Origin of the sequence: Streptomyces sp. NPDC048484 (assembly GCF_040651415.1) — a bacterium.
GTDB lineage: Bacteria > Actinomycetota > Actinomycetes > Streptomycetales > Streptomycetaceae > Streptomyces.
Genome location: NZ_JBEZJY010000006.1, coordinates 267563 through 282496, shown reverse-complemented (window position 1 = coordinate 282496; position 14934 = coordinate 267563). Strand labels below are relative to the sequence as shown.

General features: G+C 69.4%; 11 protein-coding genes. 3 read left to right on the top strand and 8 right to left on the bottom strand.

The window, feature by feature from the left end; genetic code table 11:
• Positions 1-98 precede the first annotated feature (98 nt).
• The gene (locus AB0D14_RS08785; protein WP_362776184.1) at positions 99-2714 is read right to left on the bottom strand and encodes an ABC transporter permease/substrate binding protein; all 2616 of its coding nucleotides are present in this window, start codon (positions 2712-2714) and stop codon (positions 99-101) included.
• Positions 2707-3795: a betaine/proline/choline family ABC transporter ATP-binding protein gene (locus tag AB0D14_RS08780; protein ID WP_362776182.1), complete on the bottom strand. Its 1089-nt coding sequence runs from the start codon at positions 3793-3795 to the stop codon at positions 2707-2709. Before AB0D14_RS08780 ends, AB0D14_RS08785 begins: the two co-directional genes overlap by 8 nt.
• A gap of 272 nt (positions 3796-4067) precedes the next feature.
• Between AB0D14_RS08780 and AB0D14_RS08775 the strand changes: the two genes are divergently transcribed.
• From AB0D14_RS08775 to AB0D14_RS08765, 3 genes are all read left to right on the top strand, one after another.
• Positions 4068-5018 carry a 5'-3' exonuclease gene (locus tag AB0D14_RS08775; protein ID WP_362776180.1) on the top strand — a complete coding sequence of 317 codons (951 nt, stop codon included), beginning with the start codon at positions 4068-4070 and terminating at the stop codon, positions 5016-5018.
• A gap of 127 nt (positions 5019-5145) precedes the next feature.
• A complete protein-coding gene (locus AB0D14_RS08770; protein ID WP_362776178.1) occupies positions 5146-5991 on the top strand; it encodes a siderophore-interacting protein in 846 nt (281 codons plus the stop codon).
• Positions 5992-6056: 65 nt separating this feature from the next.
• Positions 6057-7013, top strand: coding sequence for an RluA family pseudouridine synthase (locus AB0D14_RS08765; RefSeq protein WP_362776176.1), 957 nt, complete (start codon positions 6057-6059; stop codon positions 7011-7013).
• Here AB0D14_RS08765 and AB0D14_RS08760 read toward each other — a convergent pair.
• The 6 genes from AB0D14_RS08760 to AB0D14_RS08735 form a co-directional block, all read right to left on the bottom strand.
• Complete coding sequence (locus AB0D14_RS08760) at positions 7007-8488, bottom strand: cytochrome P450 (RefSeq protein WP_362776175.1); 1482 nt, start codon at positions 8486-8488, stop codon at positions 7007-7009. The two genes, AB0D14_RS08765 and AB0D14_RS08760, sit on opposite strands and share 7 nt — an antisense overlap.
• Before the next feature lie 84 nt (positions 8489-8572).
• The gene (locus tag AB0D14_RS08755; protein ID WP_362776173.1) at positions 8573-9193 is read right to left on the bottom strand and encodes an ATP/GTP-binding protein; all 621 of its coding nucleotides are present in this window, start codon (positions 9191-9193) and stop codon (positions 8573-8575) included.
• Positions 9174-9614 (bottom strand): DUF742 domain-containing protein, encoded by a 441-nt coding sequence (locus AB0D14_RS08750; protein ID WP_362776171.1) that lies wholly within the window; start codon positions 9612-9614, stop codon positions 9174-9176. Before AB0D14_RS08750 ends, AB0D14_RS08755 begins: the two co-directional genes overlap by 20 nt.
• Positions 9611-10018: a roadblock/LC7 domain-containing protein gene (locus AB0D14_RS08745; RefSeq protein WP_107019841.1), complete on the bottom strand. Its 408-nt coding sequence runs from the start codon at positions 10016-10018 to the stop codon at positions 9611-9613. Before AB0D14_RS08745 ends, AB0D14_RS08750 begins: the two co-directional genes overlap by 4 nt.
• Positions 10015-11640 carry an ATP-binding protein gene (locus AB0D14_RS08740; protein WP_362776169.1) on the bottom strand — a complete coding sequence of 542 codons (1626 nt, stop codon included), beginning with the start codon at positions 11638-11640 and terminating at the stop codon, positions 10015-10017. Before AB0D14_RS08740 ends, AB0D14_RS08745 begins: the two co-directional genes overlap by 4 nt.
• 355 nt (positions 11641-11995) lie before the next feature.
• Positions 11996-14857, bottom strand: a complete 2862-nt coding sequence (locus tag AB0D14_RS08735; protein WP_362776167.1) for a DEAD/DEAH box helicase — start codon at positions 14855-14857, stop codon at positions 11996-11998.
• Positions 14858-14934 lie beyond the last annotated feature (77 nt).

The window sequence follows — 14934 nt, the reverse complement described above, 5'->3', positions numbered from 1 at the left end:
GTCCGGGCCCGGCCCCCGGGGGTCGTTGGGCGGGGCCCTCGGCCGCCGCCCACCCCTCGCTGTCGTTCGCGGACTACGTTCGCGGGGTCACCGCGGGGTCACTGCGGAGTCATGCGCTCCACCATGTCCGGGTGCTCCTTGAGCCACGCGGCGACGGCGTCCTCCTCGTGTCCCTGGCCACGGTCCTTGATCTCGGCCTCCAGGCTGCCGAGTTCGTCCTCGCTCATCTTGAAGTTCTTGATCCACTTGGTGAGCTGCGGATACTGCTCGGGGAACTTCTTGTTGGAGATGGTCCGGATCGTGTTGCCCTCACCGAACAGCTTCTTCTCGTCCGACAGCTTGGTGAGCTTGTACTCGCTGTAGGCCCAGTGCGGGGACCACAGAACGACGGCGACGGGCTCCTTCTTGCTGTACGCGCGCTTCAGCTCGGCCAGCATCGCGGGCGTGGAGCCGTCGACGACCTCGTACTCCTTGTCCAGGCCGTAGCCCGGGAGCACGTCCTTCTTGAGGATGTTCATCTCGCCGGTGCCCGGCTCGATGCCGATGATCTTGCCGTCGAAGGTGTCGGCCTTGCCCTTGAGGTCCGCCAGGGACTTGACGTCCTTGACGTAGGAGGGCACCGCGATCTCCAGGGACGTCGGCTCGTACCAGGTGCCGAGGTCCCGCAGGTTCTTCTTGTGCTTGTTCCAGTAGTTCGACTGCGCGTAGGGCAGCCACGCGTCGAAGTTGAGGTCGATGTCGCCCGAGGCGAGGCCCGTGTAGACCGGGCCGACGTCCATCTGCTTCAGGTCCAGCGTGTAGCCGCGCCGGGCCAGGACGTTCTTCCACAGGTAGGTGACGGCGACGTCCTCGTCCCACGGGAACCAGGCGACGTCGATGGCGTTCTTCGCCTCGGCGGGGGTGCTCGACGAGGAGCTCGCGACCGGGGCCAGCTTGTCGACGACGCCGGGATTGCTCTTCAGCCAGGTGCGTACGGCGTCCTGCTGCGCGCCCTTGCCGGCCTTGTTGATCTCCGACTCAAGGCTCGTGAGCTGCTTCTCGGTCATCTTGAAGTTCTTGAGCCACTTGCCGACGGCCGGGTTCTCCTTGGCGAACCCCTTGCGGGAGAGCGTGTGCACGCCGTCGCCCGAACCCCAGGCACCCTTGGGGTCCTTGAGCTTCTTCAGCTTGTAGTCGCTGTACGCCCAGTGCGGCGACCAGAGCGTGCCGACGAACGGCTCCTTCTTGGCGTACGCGCGCTTCAGCTCGGCCAGCATCGCGGGCGTGGAGCTGTCGACGACCTTGTACTCCTTGTCGAGCCCGTACGCCTTGAGGACCTTGGTCTTGAGCAGGCCCATCATTCCGGCGCTCGACTCGATGCCGGTGATCTTGCCGTCGAACTCGGCGGCCTTGCCCTTGAGGTCCGCCAGGGACTTGATGTCCTTCATGTAGGCGGGCACGCTCAGTTCCAGCGACGTCGGGCCGTACCAGGAGCCCAGGTCGTCGAGCTGCTTGCCGTACTTCTTCCAGTACTGCTCGTGCGTGACGGGCAGCCAGGAGTCGGTCTGGAAGTCGATGTCGCCCTGGGCGAGCGAGGTGTAGAGCGGGCCGGCGTCGAACTGCTTGACGTCGACCTTGTAGCCGCGCTGCTCCAGGATCTCCTTCCAGAGGAAGGTGGAGGCCACGCCCTCGTCCCAGGGGATGTAACCGATGGTGATCTTCTTGCCCTGTCCAACGTCGCCGCTGTCGGACGCGGCGGTCTCGCTGTCGTCGGAGCCGAAGACGCCCATGCCGCCCGCGACGAGCGCGAGCACGACGACGCCGATCACCGCGACGCCGGCCTGGGGGCGGTAGGACCAGATCTTCAGGCCCTGCGCGGCTTGCAGCTTGGCGGCGGCGCGGCGGCCGAGCGGCGAGACCTCGGTGCCCAGCGCGCTGGTCATCCGGTCCAGGTAGATGGCGAGGATGACGATGGCGACGCCCGCCTCGGAGCCGAGGCCGACGTTCAGCTGACCGATGGCCTCGTTGACGTCGCCACCGAGGCCGCCGGTGCCGACCATGCCCGCGATGGCGGCCATGGACAGGCCCAGCATGATGACCTGGTTGACGCCCGCCATCACCGTGGGCAGCGCCAGCGGGAGCTGGACACGCAGCAGGATGTTGCCGGGGGTGGTGCCGAACGCGTCGGCCGCCTCGACCAGGTCCTTGTCGACCTGGCGGATGCCCAGCTCGGTCATCCGGACGCCGGGTGCCAGGGCGAAGATCAGGGTGGCCACGATGCCCGCGGGGGCGCCGGTGCCGAAGAACAGGATCGCCGGGATCAGGTAGATCATCGCCGGCAGCGTCTGCATGAAGTCGAGCACGGGCCGCACGATGCCGCTGACCCGGTCGGAGCGGGCCGCCCAGATGCCGACGGGCACGGATATGACGAGCGCGATGATCGTCGCCACGAGAACGAGCGACAGAGTGATCATCGCGTTCTCCCACAGTTCGAGGGAGTCGATGAAGGCGAAGCCCACGAAGGTGAGGACACCGGCCGAGGTGCCGCGCAGCCAGAACGCGATGACCGCGAAGATGCCCGCGAGGAGGAGGGGTTCAGGGGCCTGGAGAACGGCGTTGATGCCGTCGTAGGTGCCGAGGAAGACGGTCTTGAAGAAGTCGAAGAGCCACGCCATGTGGTTCAGCAGCCAGTCGACCGTGTCGTTGACCCAGTCGCCGAAGGGGACTCTAGGCATCGGACTTCACCGTCCCGAGGGTCTTGCCGCCCGGACTGTCGCAGGGCACGGGTTCTCCTTGTTCGTCGCCGAGGAAGCCGACGAGCCGCCTCCGGGGCACCACCCCGACCAGTTTGCCCTTCTTGTCGACGACGGCGACGGGGTGCGTCAGCCGCGCGCTGACAGCGCACAGGTCACCGAACGACGTGTCGGGCCTGGCCGTCTCGCAGCCGCAGTCCGCCTCGTCGCCGCGCAGCTCCGTGTCCATGACGGAGGCGGCGGTGAGGACCCGGGAGCGGTCGACGTCCTGGGTGAAGGAGGCGACGTAGTCGTTCGCGGGGCGGACGAGGATGTCCTCGGCGGTGCCGATCTGGACGATCTCCCCGTCCCGCATGACGGCGATGCGGTCGCCCAGTCTCATGGCCTCGTTGAGGTCGTGGGTGATGAAGACGATGGTCTTCTTGAGCTTCTTCTGGAGTTCGATCAGCTGGTCCTGCATGTCCCGCCGGATCAGCGGGTCGAGCGCGCTGAAGGACTCGTCCATCAACAGGAGGTCGGCGTCGGTGGCGAGCGCCCGGGCGAGGCCCACACGCTGCTGCATACCGCCGGACAGTTCGTCGGGCCAGGACTTCTCCCAGCCGGCGAGCCCGGCCAGGATCAGGGCCTTGTTGGCGCGCTCGTAACGTTCGGCGCGCGGCACGCCCTGTACCTCGAGGCCGTACGCGGCGTTCTCCAGGACACTGCGGTGCGGGAAGAGAGCGAAGTGCTGGAAGACCATGCTGACCTTCCGGGAGCGGACCTCCCGCATCTCACGGTCGTTCAGCGCGGTCAGGTCCTGCCCGTCGAAGACCACGCGTCCCGCGGTCGGCTCCAGGAGTCCGTTGAGCATGCGCAGCAGCGTGGACTTGCCGGATCCGGACAGGCCCATCACAACGAAGATCTCGCCCGGTTCCACGGTGAAGGACACGTCGACCACCGCGGCGGTGATGCCGTCGGCACGCAGTCCCTCACGGTCGGCTCCCCCGCGCAGCCGCTCCACCGTTTCGCCGGGTCGTCTGCCGAACACTTTGTAGAGCTGTTCCGCCTGCAGCCTGGATGACACGAGTACCTCTCAGGTTGAACGAATACGGCCCGCCTCCCCCGCCGGCGGGCCGTGAAGCGACGCGGGGTCCGCCCGCACATCCGGTTCGCACACGTCATGTTGTTGAAGACGCGACCGGGTTCGCTCCGGATCGCACCTGCCCCCACCGCGATGGCGCAAACCCGACCGTGTCCCAGTTCACATTCTGTTTACTTCGGGCGGGTTGCGGAACCCGCTTTCGCCCACTGTCCGCGCCGGGCCGTGACTCACAGCGACTGTCAGTGGCGTACGGCATGATGCGAGGCGTGACGCAGCAGACTCATCATCCTCGGCGAACCATGCTCCTTGACTCCGCCTCCCTGTACTTCCGGGCCTATTTCGGGGTGCCTGAATCCGTGCGGGCCCCGGACGGCACGCCCGTGAACGCCGTGCGGGGCCTGCTCGAGTTCATCGACCGGCTGGTGAAGGACCACCGGCCGGACGATCTGGTGGCGTGCATGGACGCGGACTGGCGGCCGCAGTGGCGGGTCGACCTGATCCCCTCGTACAAGGCCCACCGCGTGGCCACGGAGACCGAGGCCGGGCCGGACGTGGAGGAGGTGCCCGACACGCTGTCACCGCAGGTGCCGGTCATCGAGGAGGTCCTGGACGCCCTGGGCATCGCGCGCGTGGGCGTCGAGGGGTACGAGGCGGACGACGTGATCGGCACGTTCACCGGCCGCGCCACGGGCCCGGTCGACATCGTCACCGGCGACCGCGACCTGTACCAACTGGTCGACGACAAGCGGGGCGTACGCGTGCTGTACCCCCTCAAGGGTGTCGGCACGCTGCAGCTCACGGACGAGGCGTGGCTGCGCGAGAAGTACGGCGTCGACGGGCCCGGGTACGCGGATCTCGCGCTGCTGCGCGGCGACCCGAGCGACGGACTGCCGGGCGTGCCGGGCATCGGCGAGAAGACGGCCGCCAAACTGCTGGCCGAGTTCGGGGACGTGGCCGGGATCATGGCGGCGGTGGACGACCCGAAGGCAAAGCTCACGCCGTCGCAGCGTAAACGTCTGGACGAGTCGCGGCCGTATGTCTCCGTCGCGCCTAAGGTCGTCAAGGTGGCCGGAGACGTGCCCCTGCCGGAGGTGGACACGGCGCTCCCCCGCACGCCGCGCGATCCGGCTGCTCTCGACGCGCTCGCGGCGCGCTGGGGTCTCGGCGGCTCGCTGACGCGACTGCTGTCGACACTGGGGGCCTGAGAGGGAGACTGGGTGCGTGGGGTGGTCGGCTTGCCCGAGTGAGGTCCTGGGTTCCGCGTCCGAGCGGTGCCACGCAGGGAGAGGTGCTAACTTAGGTAAGCCTTAGCGAACTTTCCAGGAGGCCGTTATGACAGAGCGTCCGGTACGCAGGGCACCCAAGCCGCATTCCGCGCGAGTCGTCAGCACGGAGCGGCTCACTCCTCATATGCAGCGCGTGGTCGTCGGCGGCGAGGGACTCGCCGATTTCACCGTGGGCACCAGCACCGATCACTACGTGAAGCTCCTGTTCGGGGCCGAGGGCGTGACATATCCGGAGCCCTTCGACATGGCGCGGATCCGCGAGGAGTTCCCGCGCGAGCAGTGGCCCGTGACGCGTACGTACACCGTGCGCGCCTGGAACCCCGAGCAGCGCGAGCTGACGCTCGACTTCGTGATCCACGGAGACGAGGGACTCGCCGGACCGTGGGCGGCCCGCGTCCAGGCGGGCGAGCTCGTGCGCTTCCTCGGACCGGGCGGGGCGTACGCCCCCGACACCGAGGCCGACTGGCATCTGCTGGCCGGTGACGAGAGTGCGCTGCCCGCCATCGCCGCCTCGCTGGAGGCGATGCCCCACGGCGCCCAGGTGCGTGCCTTCGTGGAGGTCGCGGGACCCGAGGAGGAGCAGAAGATCGACTCCGAAGTGGAGGTCGTCTGGCTGCACCGCGGTGACCGGCCGGTCGGCGAGGCACTCGTGGCCGCCGTACAGGCGCTGGAGTTCCCGGCGGGCCGGGTGCACGCGTTCGTGCACGGCGAGGCCGGGTTCGTGAAGGAGCTGCGCCGGCTGCTGCGGGTCGAGCACCAGATCTCGCGCGAGGACATCTCCATCTCCGGATACTGGCGGCTCGGGCACAACGAGGACGGGTGGCAGGCCGCGAAGCGGGACTGGAACGCGCAGGTCGAGGCGGAACAGGAGGCGCAGCCTCCTGCCTCCTAGTGCCGCGCCAGTGCCGCGGCACTGGGACCTGTCCGGCCGGTGAGGCCCTGCGTAGGCTTGACTGGGTGAGACGCAAAACCCGGATTCCGCCTTCTCCCCTGCCCCAGCGTGCAGGGGTGGATCCGGTGCGGGTACGGCTGCCGGCCGCCGGGGCGTGGGGCACCGTACGGGAGCATCTGGTGGAGCGGCTCGCGCCGCGGGCCGCGGTGATCGACGAGATGCTCACCGCAGGACTGATCGTGACGGCCGACGGGCGGCCCGTGACACCGGACACGGCGTACGCGCCCGGGACGTTCGTGTGGTTCCACCGGGAACCGCCCGACGAGGAGCCAGTGCCGTTCCCCGTGGAGGTCGTGTACCGCGACGAGCACATCGTGGTGGCCGACAAACCGCACTTCATCGCCACGACGCCCCGGGGCAGTCATGTCACCGAGACGGTTCTCGCGCGACTGCGGCGGGAGCTGGGGGTGCCCGCGCTCGGCGCCGCGCACCGGCTCGACCGGCTCACCGCCGGGCTCGTGCTGTTCACGGTGCGGCCCGAGGAGCGGGGCGCGTACCAGGCACTGTTCCGCGACCGCCTCGTGCACAAGGAGTACGAGGCGGTCGCGCCGTACGCGGAGGCGCTGGACCTGCCCCGTACCGTCCGCAGCCGGATCCACAAGGAGCGGGGGGTACTCGCCGCCCGGGAGGTGCCGGGCGAGCCGAACGCCGTGAGCCGGATCGAACTGGCGGAACAGCGGGACGGCCTCGCTCGCTACCGGCTGCTTCCCCGGACCGGCCAGACCCATCAACTGCGGGTACACATGAGCGCGTTGGGCGTGCCGATCCTCGGCGACCCGCTGTACCCGGTGGTCACCGGTCCCGTGCCGGCCGGTGACTTCCGGCGCCCGCTCCAACTGCTCGCGCGGGTGCTGGAGTTCACCGATCCGGTCACGGGGCACCGGCATGCGTTCAGGAGTGGGCGGACCCTTCTGGCCTGGTCCGCCCACGACGACTGGGCCGGTGACGGACAGGCTCAGTAACCGCGCCACCAGCGCACGAAGCGCTGCCAGGCGCCGGGCCGGTGTTCCGGTTCGGTGGCCGGATCGGGGACCGGGACCTGTGGCGGGTCGATGGTGGGACGCGGCGCCGGAGCGGCGTCCGGGGACGGGTCGGAGACGTCCCAGTCCGGCCGCGGGCGTGGCACATCACTGACACCGGGCCGGTCCATGACGTCCTGCGGCGACGCGGGTTCGAACACGACCGGCAGTTCCACCAGGTGCCGCGAGGAGATCGACGCGGTCCGCTTCAGGTCACCTTCCGGGACGGCGAGCTGCACGTCCGGAAGCCGCTTGAGGAGCGCGTCGACGCCGACGTCGGCGATGGCACGGCCGATGTCCTGGCCGGGGCACTCGTGCGGGCCGCCGCCGAAGGCGAGGTGCGAGCGGTTGCCCTTCATGTTCACCTTGAGGTCCGGGCGGACGTGCGGGTCGACGTTGCCCGGCGCGATCCCGAGCAGCAGCCCGTCTCCCTTACGGATGCGCTGCCCGCCCAGCTCCGTGTCCTGCTTGGCGAAGTAGCCGAGGACGGAACTGAACGGCGGCTCGTCCCACAGCGACTGTTCCACCGCCTGGGGCACCGTCATCTGGCCGCCGTTGAGCTGAGCCCGGAAGCCCGGGTCGGTGAGGACCACCCGCAGCACGTTGGCGAGGAGGTTCGCCGTGGCCTCGTACGCGGCGAGGAGGACGACGCGCAGATGCTGGCCCACCTCTTCGTCGGTGAGTTTGGCCGGGTGGTTGATGAGGTGGCTGGTGAAGTCCTCGGCGGGCTGGGCCCGGCGGCGCACGGTGAGCCGCATCAGCACGCTCATGACGTACTCGTTGCTGGCGATCGCGGTCTCGGTGCCCTTGAGCAGGTCGCGGGCGCTCTGCACCATCCGGTCGTCGTACTCGTCGGGCATGCCGAGGATTTCGCACAGCACGGCCATCGGCAGATGTTCGGCGTACTGGGAGACCAGGTCGGCGGTGCCCCGCCGGCAGAACTGGTTGACCAGCTCCTGGGTCCAGTGGTTGATGTGGCGGCGCAGGTCGCGGGCGTTGATGGTCGACATGGCGCCCATGACCGAAGCGCGCAGCCGCTGGTGTTCGTCGCCCTCGGCGTGGGAGCAGATGGGCTGCCAGGCGATGAGCGGCATCAGCGGGTGGTCGGCGCCGGCCGTGCCGTCCAGGAGCGGGGTCCAGATGCGGCTGTCGCGGGTGTAGAGCGAGGGGCTGCTGACCATGTGGAGGTTCTCGCCGTGCCCGAGCACCATCCAGATGGGCACGTCGTTGTGGAGCAGTACCGGCGCCACGGCGCCGTGTTCGGCGCGGAGCTTCTCGTACAGGGCCGCCAGGTCCTGCGCCTCGGGTCCGTACAGGCGGCGCAGCCCGCCGGGGCCCGTGCCGTGGGCGGGGCAGCTCGGCGGCGGCCCGGACATGGGGTCGTCCGTGCCGGTCAGGGAGTGGGATTCAGGCGTCACGGTGATCGCTTTCGGGGCTGAGTTGTTCCGGTGTCTTGGGGGGGGGTGGCGCGGACAGGATCGGAGGCAGGGTCAGGGGCGGGGTCAGGCCGACGCCGACGCCATCGCGATCGAGTGCAGGAAGCGCATCAGCGTCATCAGGACGTCCCGGCTGGAGGCCCGGCGGCGCGCGTCGCACTTCACCATGGGGATCTCCTCGGACAGGTCGAGCGCCGCCCGCAGGTCCTCCATGGGGTAATGGGGGCCGTCCGGGAAGTCGTTGACGGCGACGACGAACGGCACGCCACGCTCCTCCAGGCGTCCGATGACGTCGAAGCTGACTTCCAGGCGCCGGGTGTCGACCAGTACGACCGCCCCCAGAGCGCCCTCGAACAGGCCGTTCCACAGGAACCAGAAGCGCTCCTGGCCGGGGGTGCCGAACAGGTACAGCACCAGCTGCTCGGTGATGCTGATGCGGCCGAAGTCCATCGCGACGGTGGTGGCGGTCTTCGTCTCGGAGCCGTAGTTGTCGTCGACTCCGATGCCTGCCTGCGTCATGGTCTCTTCGGTGGTCAGCGGCCTGATCTCGCTGACGGAGCCCACCATCGTCGTCTTGCCGACCCCGAAACCGCCCACGATCACGATCTTCACCGCGGCGGTCGCCGTATGCGGGAGATGGTCCTCGGCGCGAGGTCCCGGGACGGTCTCAGAGCTTTTGAAGTCCATGCATCACCGCTTCGAGGAGGGAACGGTCGGGCAGCTCCGAGCGGACGATCGGAACGCGCGCCTGTACCAGTTCAGCCGTCAGCAGCTCGGTCAGCAGTACGGTCACCACGCTGAACGGCAGATTGAGATAGGCCGAGACTTCGGCCACGGACATGGGGGCCCGGCAGAGCCGGAGCAGCGCCGACTGCTCCGGCTGGGCGGAGGGCGGGGCATCGGCGCACGTCACGATCAACGTCACCAGATCGAGTTCGGCGCGGTCGCCGCCCTCGGCCTGGCCGGTGACGACGTACAGCCGTTCCGGCTCGCGGGTCCTGCCTTGGCCGCTCTGCCCCTGGCCGCTCCGCCCTTCGGCCCGGGGCGCGGGTTTCTCCTGCTGCGGCGCCGCCTTGGGGAAGCGCCGGCGTCGTTGCGGAGGACTCATACGGTCTGCCCGTTCCGCCGGGGCGGACTCGTGAGGTGTGCACCGATCCGGACGACGAGGTCACGCATACGGGCGCTCATGAGCCCGGCGTCGACGTGGGCCTCCGCCAGCACCGCGAGGTAGGCGTTCGGGCCCGCGGCCATCATGTAGAAGTAGCCGCCCTCCATCTCGATGATCACCATGCGCATCTTGCCGTCGGTGTCGGGGATCTCGGTGGCGACCGCCCCGGCGAGGCTCTGGAGTCCGGCGCAGGCAGCGGCGATGCGGTCGGCTGCGTCGGGGTCGCCGCCGTACCGGGCGATACGCAGACCGTCGGCGGAGAGCACGACGACCTGTCGGGTCCCGTACACCCCGTCGGACAGCTCCTTGAGCATCCAGTCGAAATTGGCGCGCTGCTGGATCACTTGAGGTCCCCCTCGTCGTCGGCCTCGGTGCGGGCCGGACTGTTCGTCGCTCCGGGCGTCTGCTGCTGGTCGCCGTCGCCGCCCTTGAGACCGGCCATGAACGCCTCGACCCACAGCCCGGGTTCCTTCTCTTCCTTCTTCTTCTTGGGCACCTGGGTGGACGACCGGGTCCAGTCGATGACGGGACGCCCCTCCTTGCGCGCGATCTCCGCCTCCGCCGCGGCGGCCCTGGCTTCCCTCACCCGCTGGCTGTACGGGACCTTGACCCGGCTGCGGCGCTGCGGCAGGCCGTTGGCGGTCCACTCGGTGACCTCGGGGACGTCCTCGTCGTCCATGCCCTCCATGCCCTCCGGCACGGCGGGACGGGGCCCGGTGGTGGGACGGCGCTTCTTCTCCGAGCGCTTGGGACCCTCGACCCCGTCGAAGTCGACCTTGGGCACGGCCGCGGCGCCGATGCCGTGGGCGAGACCGGGGGCGTCGTCCTCGGTGGTGAGCAGCTTGCGCGGTACCACGAGGACGGCGCGCACGCCGCCGTAGGCGGACTGCCGCAGCGAGACCTGCATGTCGTACATGTCCATGAGGCGGCCCACGACGGCGAGGCCGAGCCGCGGGTCCTCACCGAGCTGGTTGAGGTCGGGGCCGACGGCCGCTCGCGCGAGCATCTGCTCGGCCCGCGTGCGGGCTTCCTCGCTGAGGCTGACGCCGGCGTCCTCGATCTCGATGGCGACGCCGGTCTGCACCTCGACGGCGGTGACATGGACCTTGGTGTGCGGCGGCGAGTACCGCGTGGCGTTGTCGAGGAGTTCGGCGGCCGCGTGGATGACCGGCTCGACGTGGATGCCGTTGACGTTGACCTTGGCGATGGAGTGCAGCTCGATGCGCCGGTACTCCAGGATCCGGGACATGGCACCGCGCAGCACGCTGTAGAGCGGCACGGGTGCGGGCCACTGGCGGCCGGGGCGGCCGCCGCCGAGCACGGCGATGGTGTCGGCGAGGCGGCCGATCAGCGCGGTGCCGTGGTCGATGCGCAGCAGGTCGTCGAAGACCTCGGGATTGCGCCCGTGGTCCTCCTCCATCTCACGGAGTTCCACGTTCTGCTGGTGGACGATCGCCTGGACACGGCGGGCGATGTTGACGAACGAGCGCTGCGCGGCCTCGCGCTGCAGTTCCTCGTTGTCGATGATCCGCAGCACTTCGATCAGGAGCGCGCGCTGGGAGCGGGGGATGTTCCGCTGGGCGGGGTCGCTGTCGATGATCAGCCGGACCGCCTCCTGGGGCGACCGGCCGCCGCGCATCCCCTTGAGCACGGTGGGCAGCAGCTGCTCGCGGAGGTGGTCGATCTCGGCGTCGTGCAGGGAGACGCGCCGTTCCATGACTTGTGTGCGGCGGGCGAGTTCGGCTCGCGCCGCGCGGATGACACGGCCGCGGCGGACCGCTTCTGCCGCCGTCGCGATCACGAGCAGGGTCGCGACGGCGCCGCACCAGGCGACGGCCGTCCGAGCCGGCTGCGCCACCAGGGCGACGGCGGCACCGGTTGTCGCGGCCATGGCTATGGCCGGCAACAACAACGCGCGCGCGTACGGAACTTCACGGCCACCGGGAGGCGATTGAACACTCACCATGTATGCCCTCTGAGACAGTTCGACTGGAGGTCGAGGGGGGAAGGTATCTGGAGCGTAACTGGATCTTCGGAACTTTTGGGAACAAGCGCACGAATACATCCCAACTCGGTGCGCTGCGGGCGAGCTTAGTCCGACCGGATCATCGCTGTGTCATATTCAGCAAGCACCGGAAATCACCCCTGTGACAGGAGTACGCTCTGTCACATTTACACACCCAGTATCGATTCGAACACCCTACGTAATGCCGTACGGGCGTGCGAAAGCCCCTCACCGAAGAGGTGAGGGGCTTTCGTGCTACGTCACGCCCGGCTCCGGGGCGCCCGCACGGGCCGCGCCCCGGGACCGCCTCGCCGGCTCACCCCACCGACGAGTAGGCCACCACTCCGCGCAGCAACTGGTCGACCGCCTTGCGCGCGTTCTTCGCCACCGTCGAACTCGCCGCCCCGGAGATCGGTGCCGCCGCCGAGATCTGCCCGAGCACGTCGATGACCTGCTTGCACCAGCGCACGAAGTCACCGGCGGGCATCTCCGCCTCGCGCAGCACCTCGTCGAGGCCCTTGCCCGACGCCCACTCGTGCGCCGCCCAGGCGAAGCCCAGGTCGGGCTCGCGCTGGCCCACGCCCTCCGTCTGGGTGATGCGGAAGTCCTCCTCCAGGGCGTCGAGCCGGCCCCAGATGCGGACCATCTCGCCCAGCGCGGCCTTCGCCCTGCCGGACGGCAGCCTGGGCGCCATCGCGTCGTCGGCGGCCCTGGACTCGTACACCAACGCCGAGACACACGCGGCCAGTTCGGCCGGTCCCAGGCCCTCCCACACTCCTTCGCGCAGGCATTCGCTGGAGAGCAGGTCCATCTCGCCGTACAGCCGGGCGAGCCGCTTGCCGTGCTCGGTGACCTCGTCGCCGCGCAGATAGTCCATCTCGGTCAGCAGCGCCACGATGCGGTCGAAGGTGCGGGCGATGGTGTTCGTCCGGCCCTCGATGCGCTGCTCCAGCTGCGCGGTGTCGCGCAGCAGCCGGTGGTAGCGCTCGGCCCAGCGGGCATGGTCCTCGCGGTCGCTGCACCCGTGGCAGGGATGCGCCCGGATGTCTGTCCGCAGCCGGGCGATCTCGCGGTCGTCGGCGGCCTCCGCGCGCTTCTTGCGGTGCCGGTCGGGCACGATGTGCCCGGCCTTGGTACGCAGCGCGGAGGCCAGATCGCGGCGCGACTGCGGCGAGCGCGCGTTGAACGACTTCGGGATGCGCATCCGCTCCAGGGCCTCCACGGGCACCGGGAAGTCCATCGACGCGAGCCGCTTGACCTGCCGCTCCGCGGTCAGCACGAGCGGCCGGGGCCCGTCGTGGTGCTCGAAGCCCCGATGGCCGTTGGACCGCCCCGCGGGCAGCCCCGGGTCGAGGACCAGCGCGAGCCCCGCGAACTTGCCGGTCGGGACGTGGATGATGTCGCCCGGCTTGAGCTTCTCCAGCGCGACGGCCGCCTCGGCCCGCCGCTGGGAGGCGCCCTGCTTGGCCAGGTCGGTCTCACGGTCCTTGAGCTCACGGCGCAGTCGCGCGTACTCGTCGAAGTCCCCGAGGTGGCAGGTCATGGACTCCTTGTAGCCCTCAAGACCCTCCTCGTTGCGCTGCACCTGGCGGGAGATCCCGACGACCGACTTGTCGGCCTGGAACTGCGCGAAGGACGTCTCCAGGAGCTCGCGCGAGCGGTGCCGCCCGAACTGCTCCACGAGGTTCACCGCCATGTTGTACGACGGCTTGAAGCTGGAGCGCAGCGGGTAGGTGCGCGTACCGGCGAGTCCCGCCAGGTGGTCGGGGTTCATCCCTCGCTGCCACAGCACCACGGCGTGGCCCTCGACATCGATGCCACGGCGACCGGCCCGGCCGGTGAGCTGGGTGTACTCGCCGGGGGTGATGTCGGCGTGCTGCTCGCCGTTCCACTTGACGAGCTTCTCGAGCACCACCGAGCGGGCGGGCATGTTGATGCCGAGCGCGAGGGTCTCGGTGGCGAACACCGCCTTCACCAGGCCGCGTACGAAGAGTTCCTCGACGACCTCCTTGAACGTCGGCAGCATGCCCGCGTGGTGGGCCGCGATGCCGCGCTCCAGGCCTTCCAGCCACTCGTAGTAGCCGAGGACATGCAGGTCCTCGTTCGGAATGGACGCCGTGCGCTCCTCGACGAGGGCGCGGACCCGGTGCCGTGCGTCCTCGTCGTTCAGCCGCAGGCCCGCGTACATGCACTGCTGGACGGCGGCCTCGCAGGCGGCACGGCTGAAGATGAACGTGATGGCGGGCAGCAGACCTTCGGAGTCGAGCCGCTCGATGACCTCGGGCCGGCCCGGCGTCCACACCCGGGACCGCTGTCGCCGATCGCGCTCCCGGTCGGCGTCGCGCATGGCGCGGCCCCGCTTGCGGTCCTGGTACGACGGGCGGCTCGCCTCCATGCGCGCCAGGCGCGTGAGGTCGGGGTTGACAGCCTTCTTGTGGCCCTCGCCCTCCTCGAAGAGGTCGTACGTCCGGCGTCCGGCGAGCACATGCTGGAACAGCGGTACGGGCCGGTGCTCGGAGACGATCACCTCGGTGTCGCCGCGCACGGTGTCCAGCCAGTCCCCGAACTCCTCCGCGTTCGACACGGTCGCCGACAGCGACACCAGGGTGACCGACTCGGGGAGGTGGATGATCACCTCCTCCCACACGGCACCGCGGAAGCGGTCCGAGAGGTAGTGCACCTCGTCCATGACGACGTACCCGAGGCCGAGGAGCGTCCGCGAGCCCGCGTAGAGCATGTTGCGCAGTACCTCGGTGGTCATCACGACCACCGGGGCATCGGCGTTGACGCTGTTGTCGCCGGTGAGGAGGCCGACCTTGTCCGCGCCGTAACGGCGGGAGAGGTCCGCGTACTTCTGGTTCGACAGCGCCTTGATGGGTGTCGTGTAGAAACACTTCTTGCCCTGTTTCAGGGCCAGGTGGACGGCGAACTCGCCGACGATCGTCTTGCCCGACCCGGTGGGCGCTGCCACCAGGACTCCCTTGCCCCCTTCAAGAGCTTCACAGGACTCGATCTGGAAGGGGTCGAGGCCGAAGTCGTACATCTCGCGGAAGCCGGCGAGCGCGGTGGCCTGCTCGACAGCGCGCTTCCGTGCTGCCGTGTACCGCTCGGCCGGTGAGAGGTCCTCTGTCATCGTGCATTCGAGACTACCGGCCACCACTGACAACAGGACGATCATTATCCGATCGGACCCTGCGGATCCGGGTCCGTCCGGTCGGGACGTGTGCCCGGTGGTGCGGGCGGAGCGGGCACGCA

What these genes read in the sequence shown, in the direction of transcription:
- AB0D14_RS08740 (WP_362776169.1), bottom strand. Translation starts at nt 11,640, where the DNA reads ATGGTGAGTGTTCAATCGCCTCCCGGTGGCCGTGAAGTTCCGTACGCG.
- AB0D14_RS08775 (WP_362776180.1), top strand. Translation starts at nt 4,068, where the DNA reads ATGATGCGAGGCGTGACGCAGCAGACTCATCATCCTCGGCGAACCATG.
- AB0D14_RS08735 (WP_362776167.1), bottom strand. Translation starts at nt 14,857, where the DNA reads ATGATCGTCCTGTTGTCAGTGGTGGCCGGTAGTCTCGAATGCACGATG.
- AB0D14_RS08785 (WP_362776184.1), bottom strand. Translation starts at nt 2,714, where the DNA reads ATGCCTAGAGTCCCCTTCGGCGACTGGGTCAACGACACGGTCGACTGG.
- AB0D14_RS08750 (WP_362776171.1), bottom strand. Translation starts at nt 9,614, where the DNA reads ATGAGTCCTCCGCAACGACGCCGGCGCTTCCCCAAGGCGGCGCCGCAG.
- AB0D14_RS08770 (WP_362776178.1), top strand. Translation starts at nt 5,146, where the DNA reads ATGACAGAGCGTCCGGTACGCAGGGCACCCAAGCCGCATTCCGCGCGA.
- AB0D14_RS08755 (WP_362776173.1), bottom strand. Translation starts at nt 9,193, where the DNA reads ATGGACTTCAAAAGCTCTGAGACCGTCCCGGGACCTCGCGCCGAGGAC.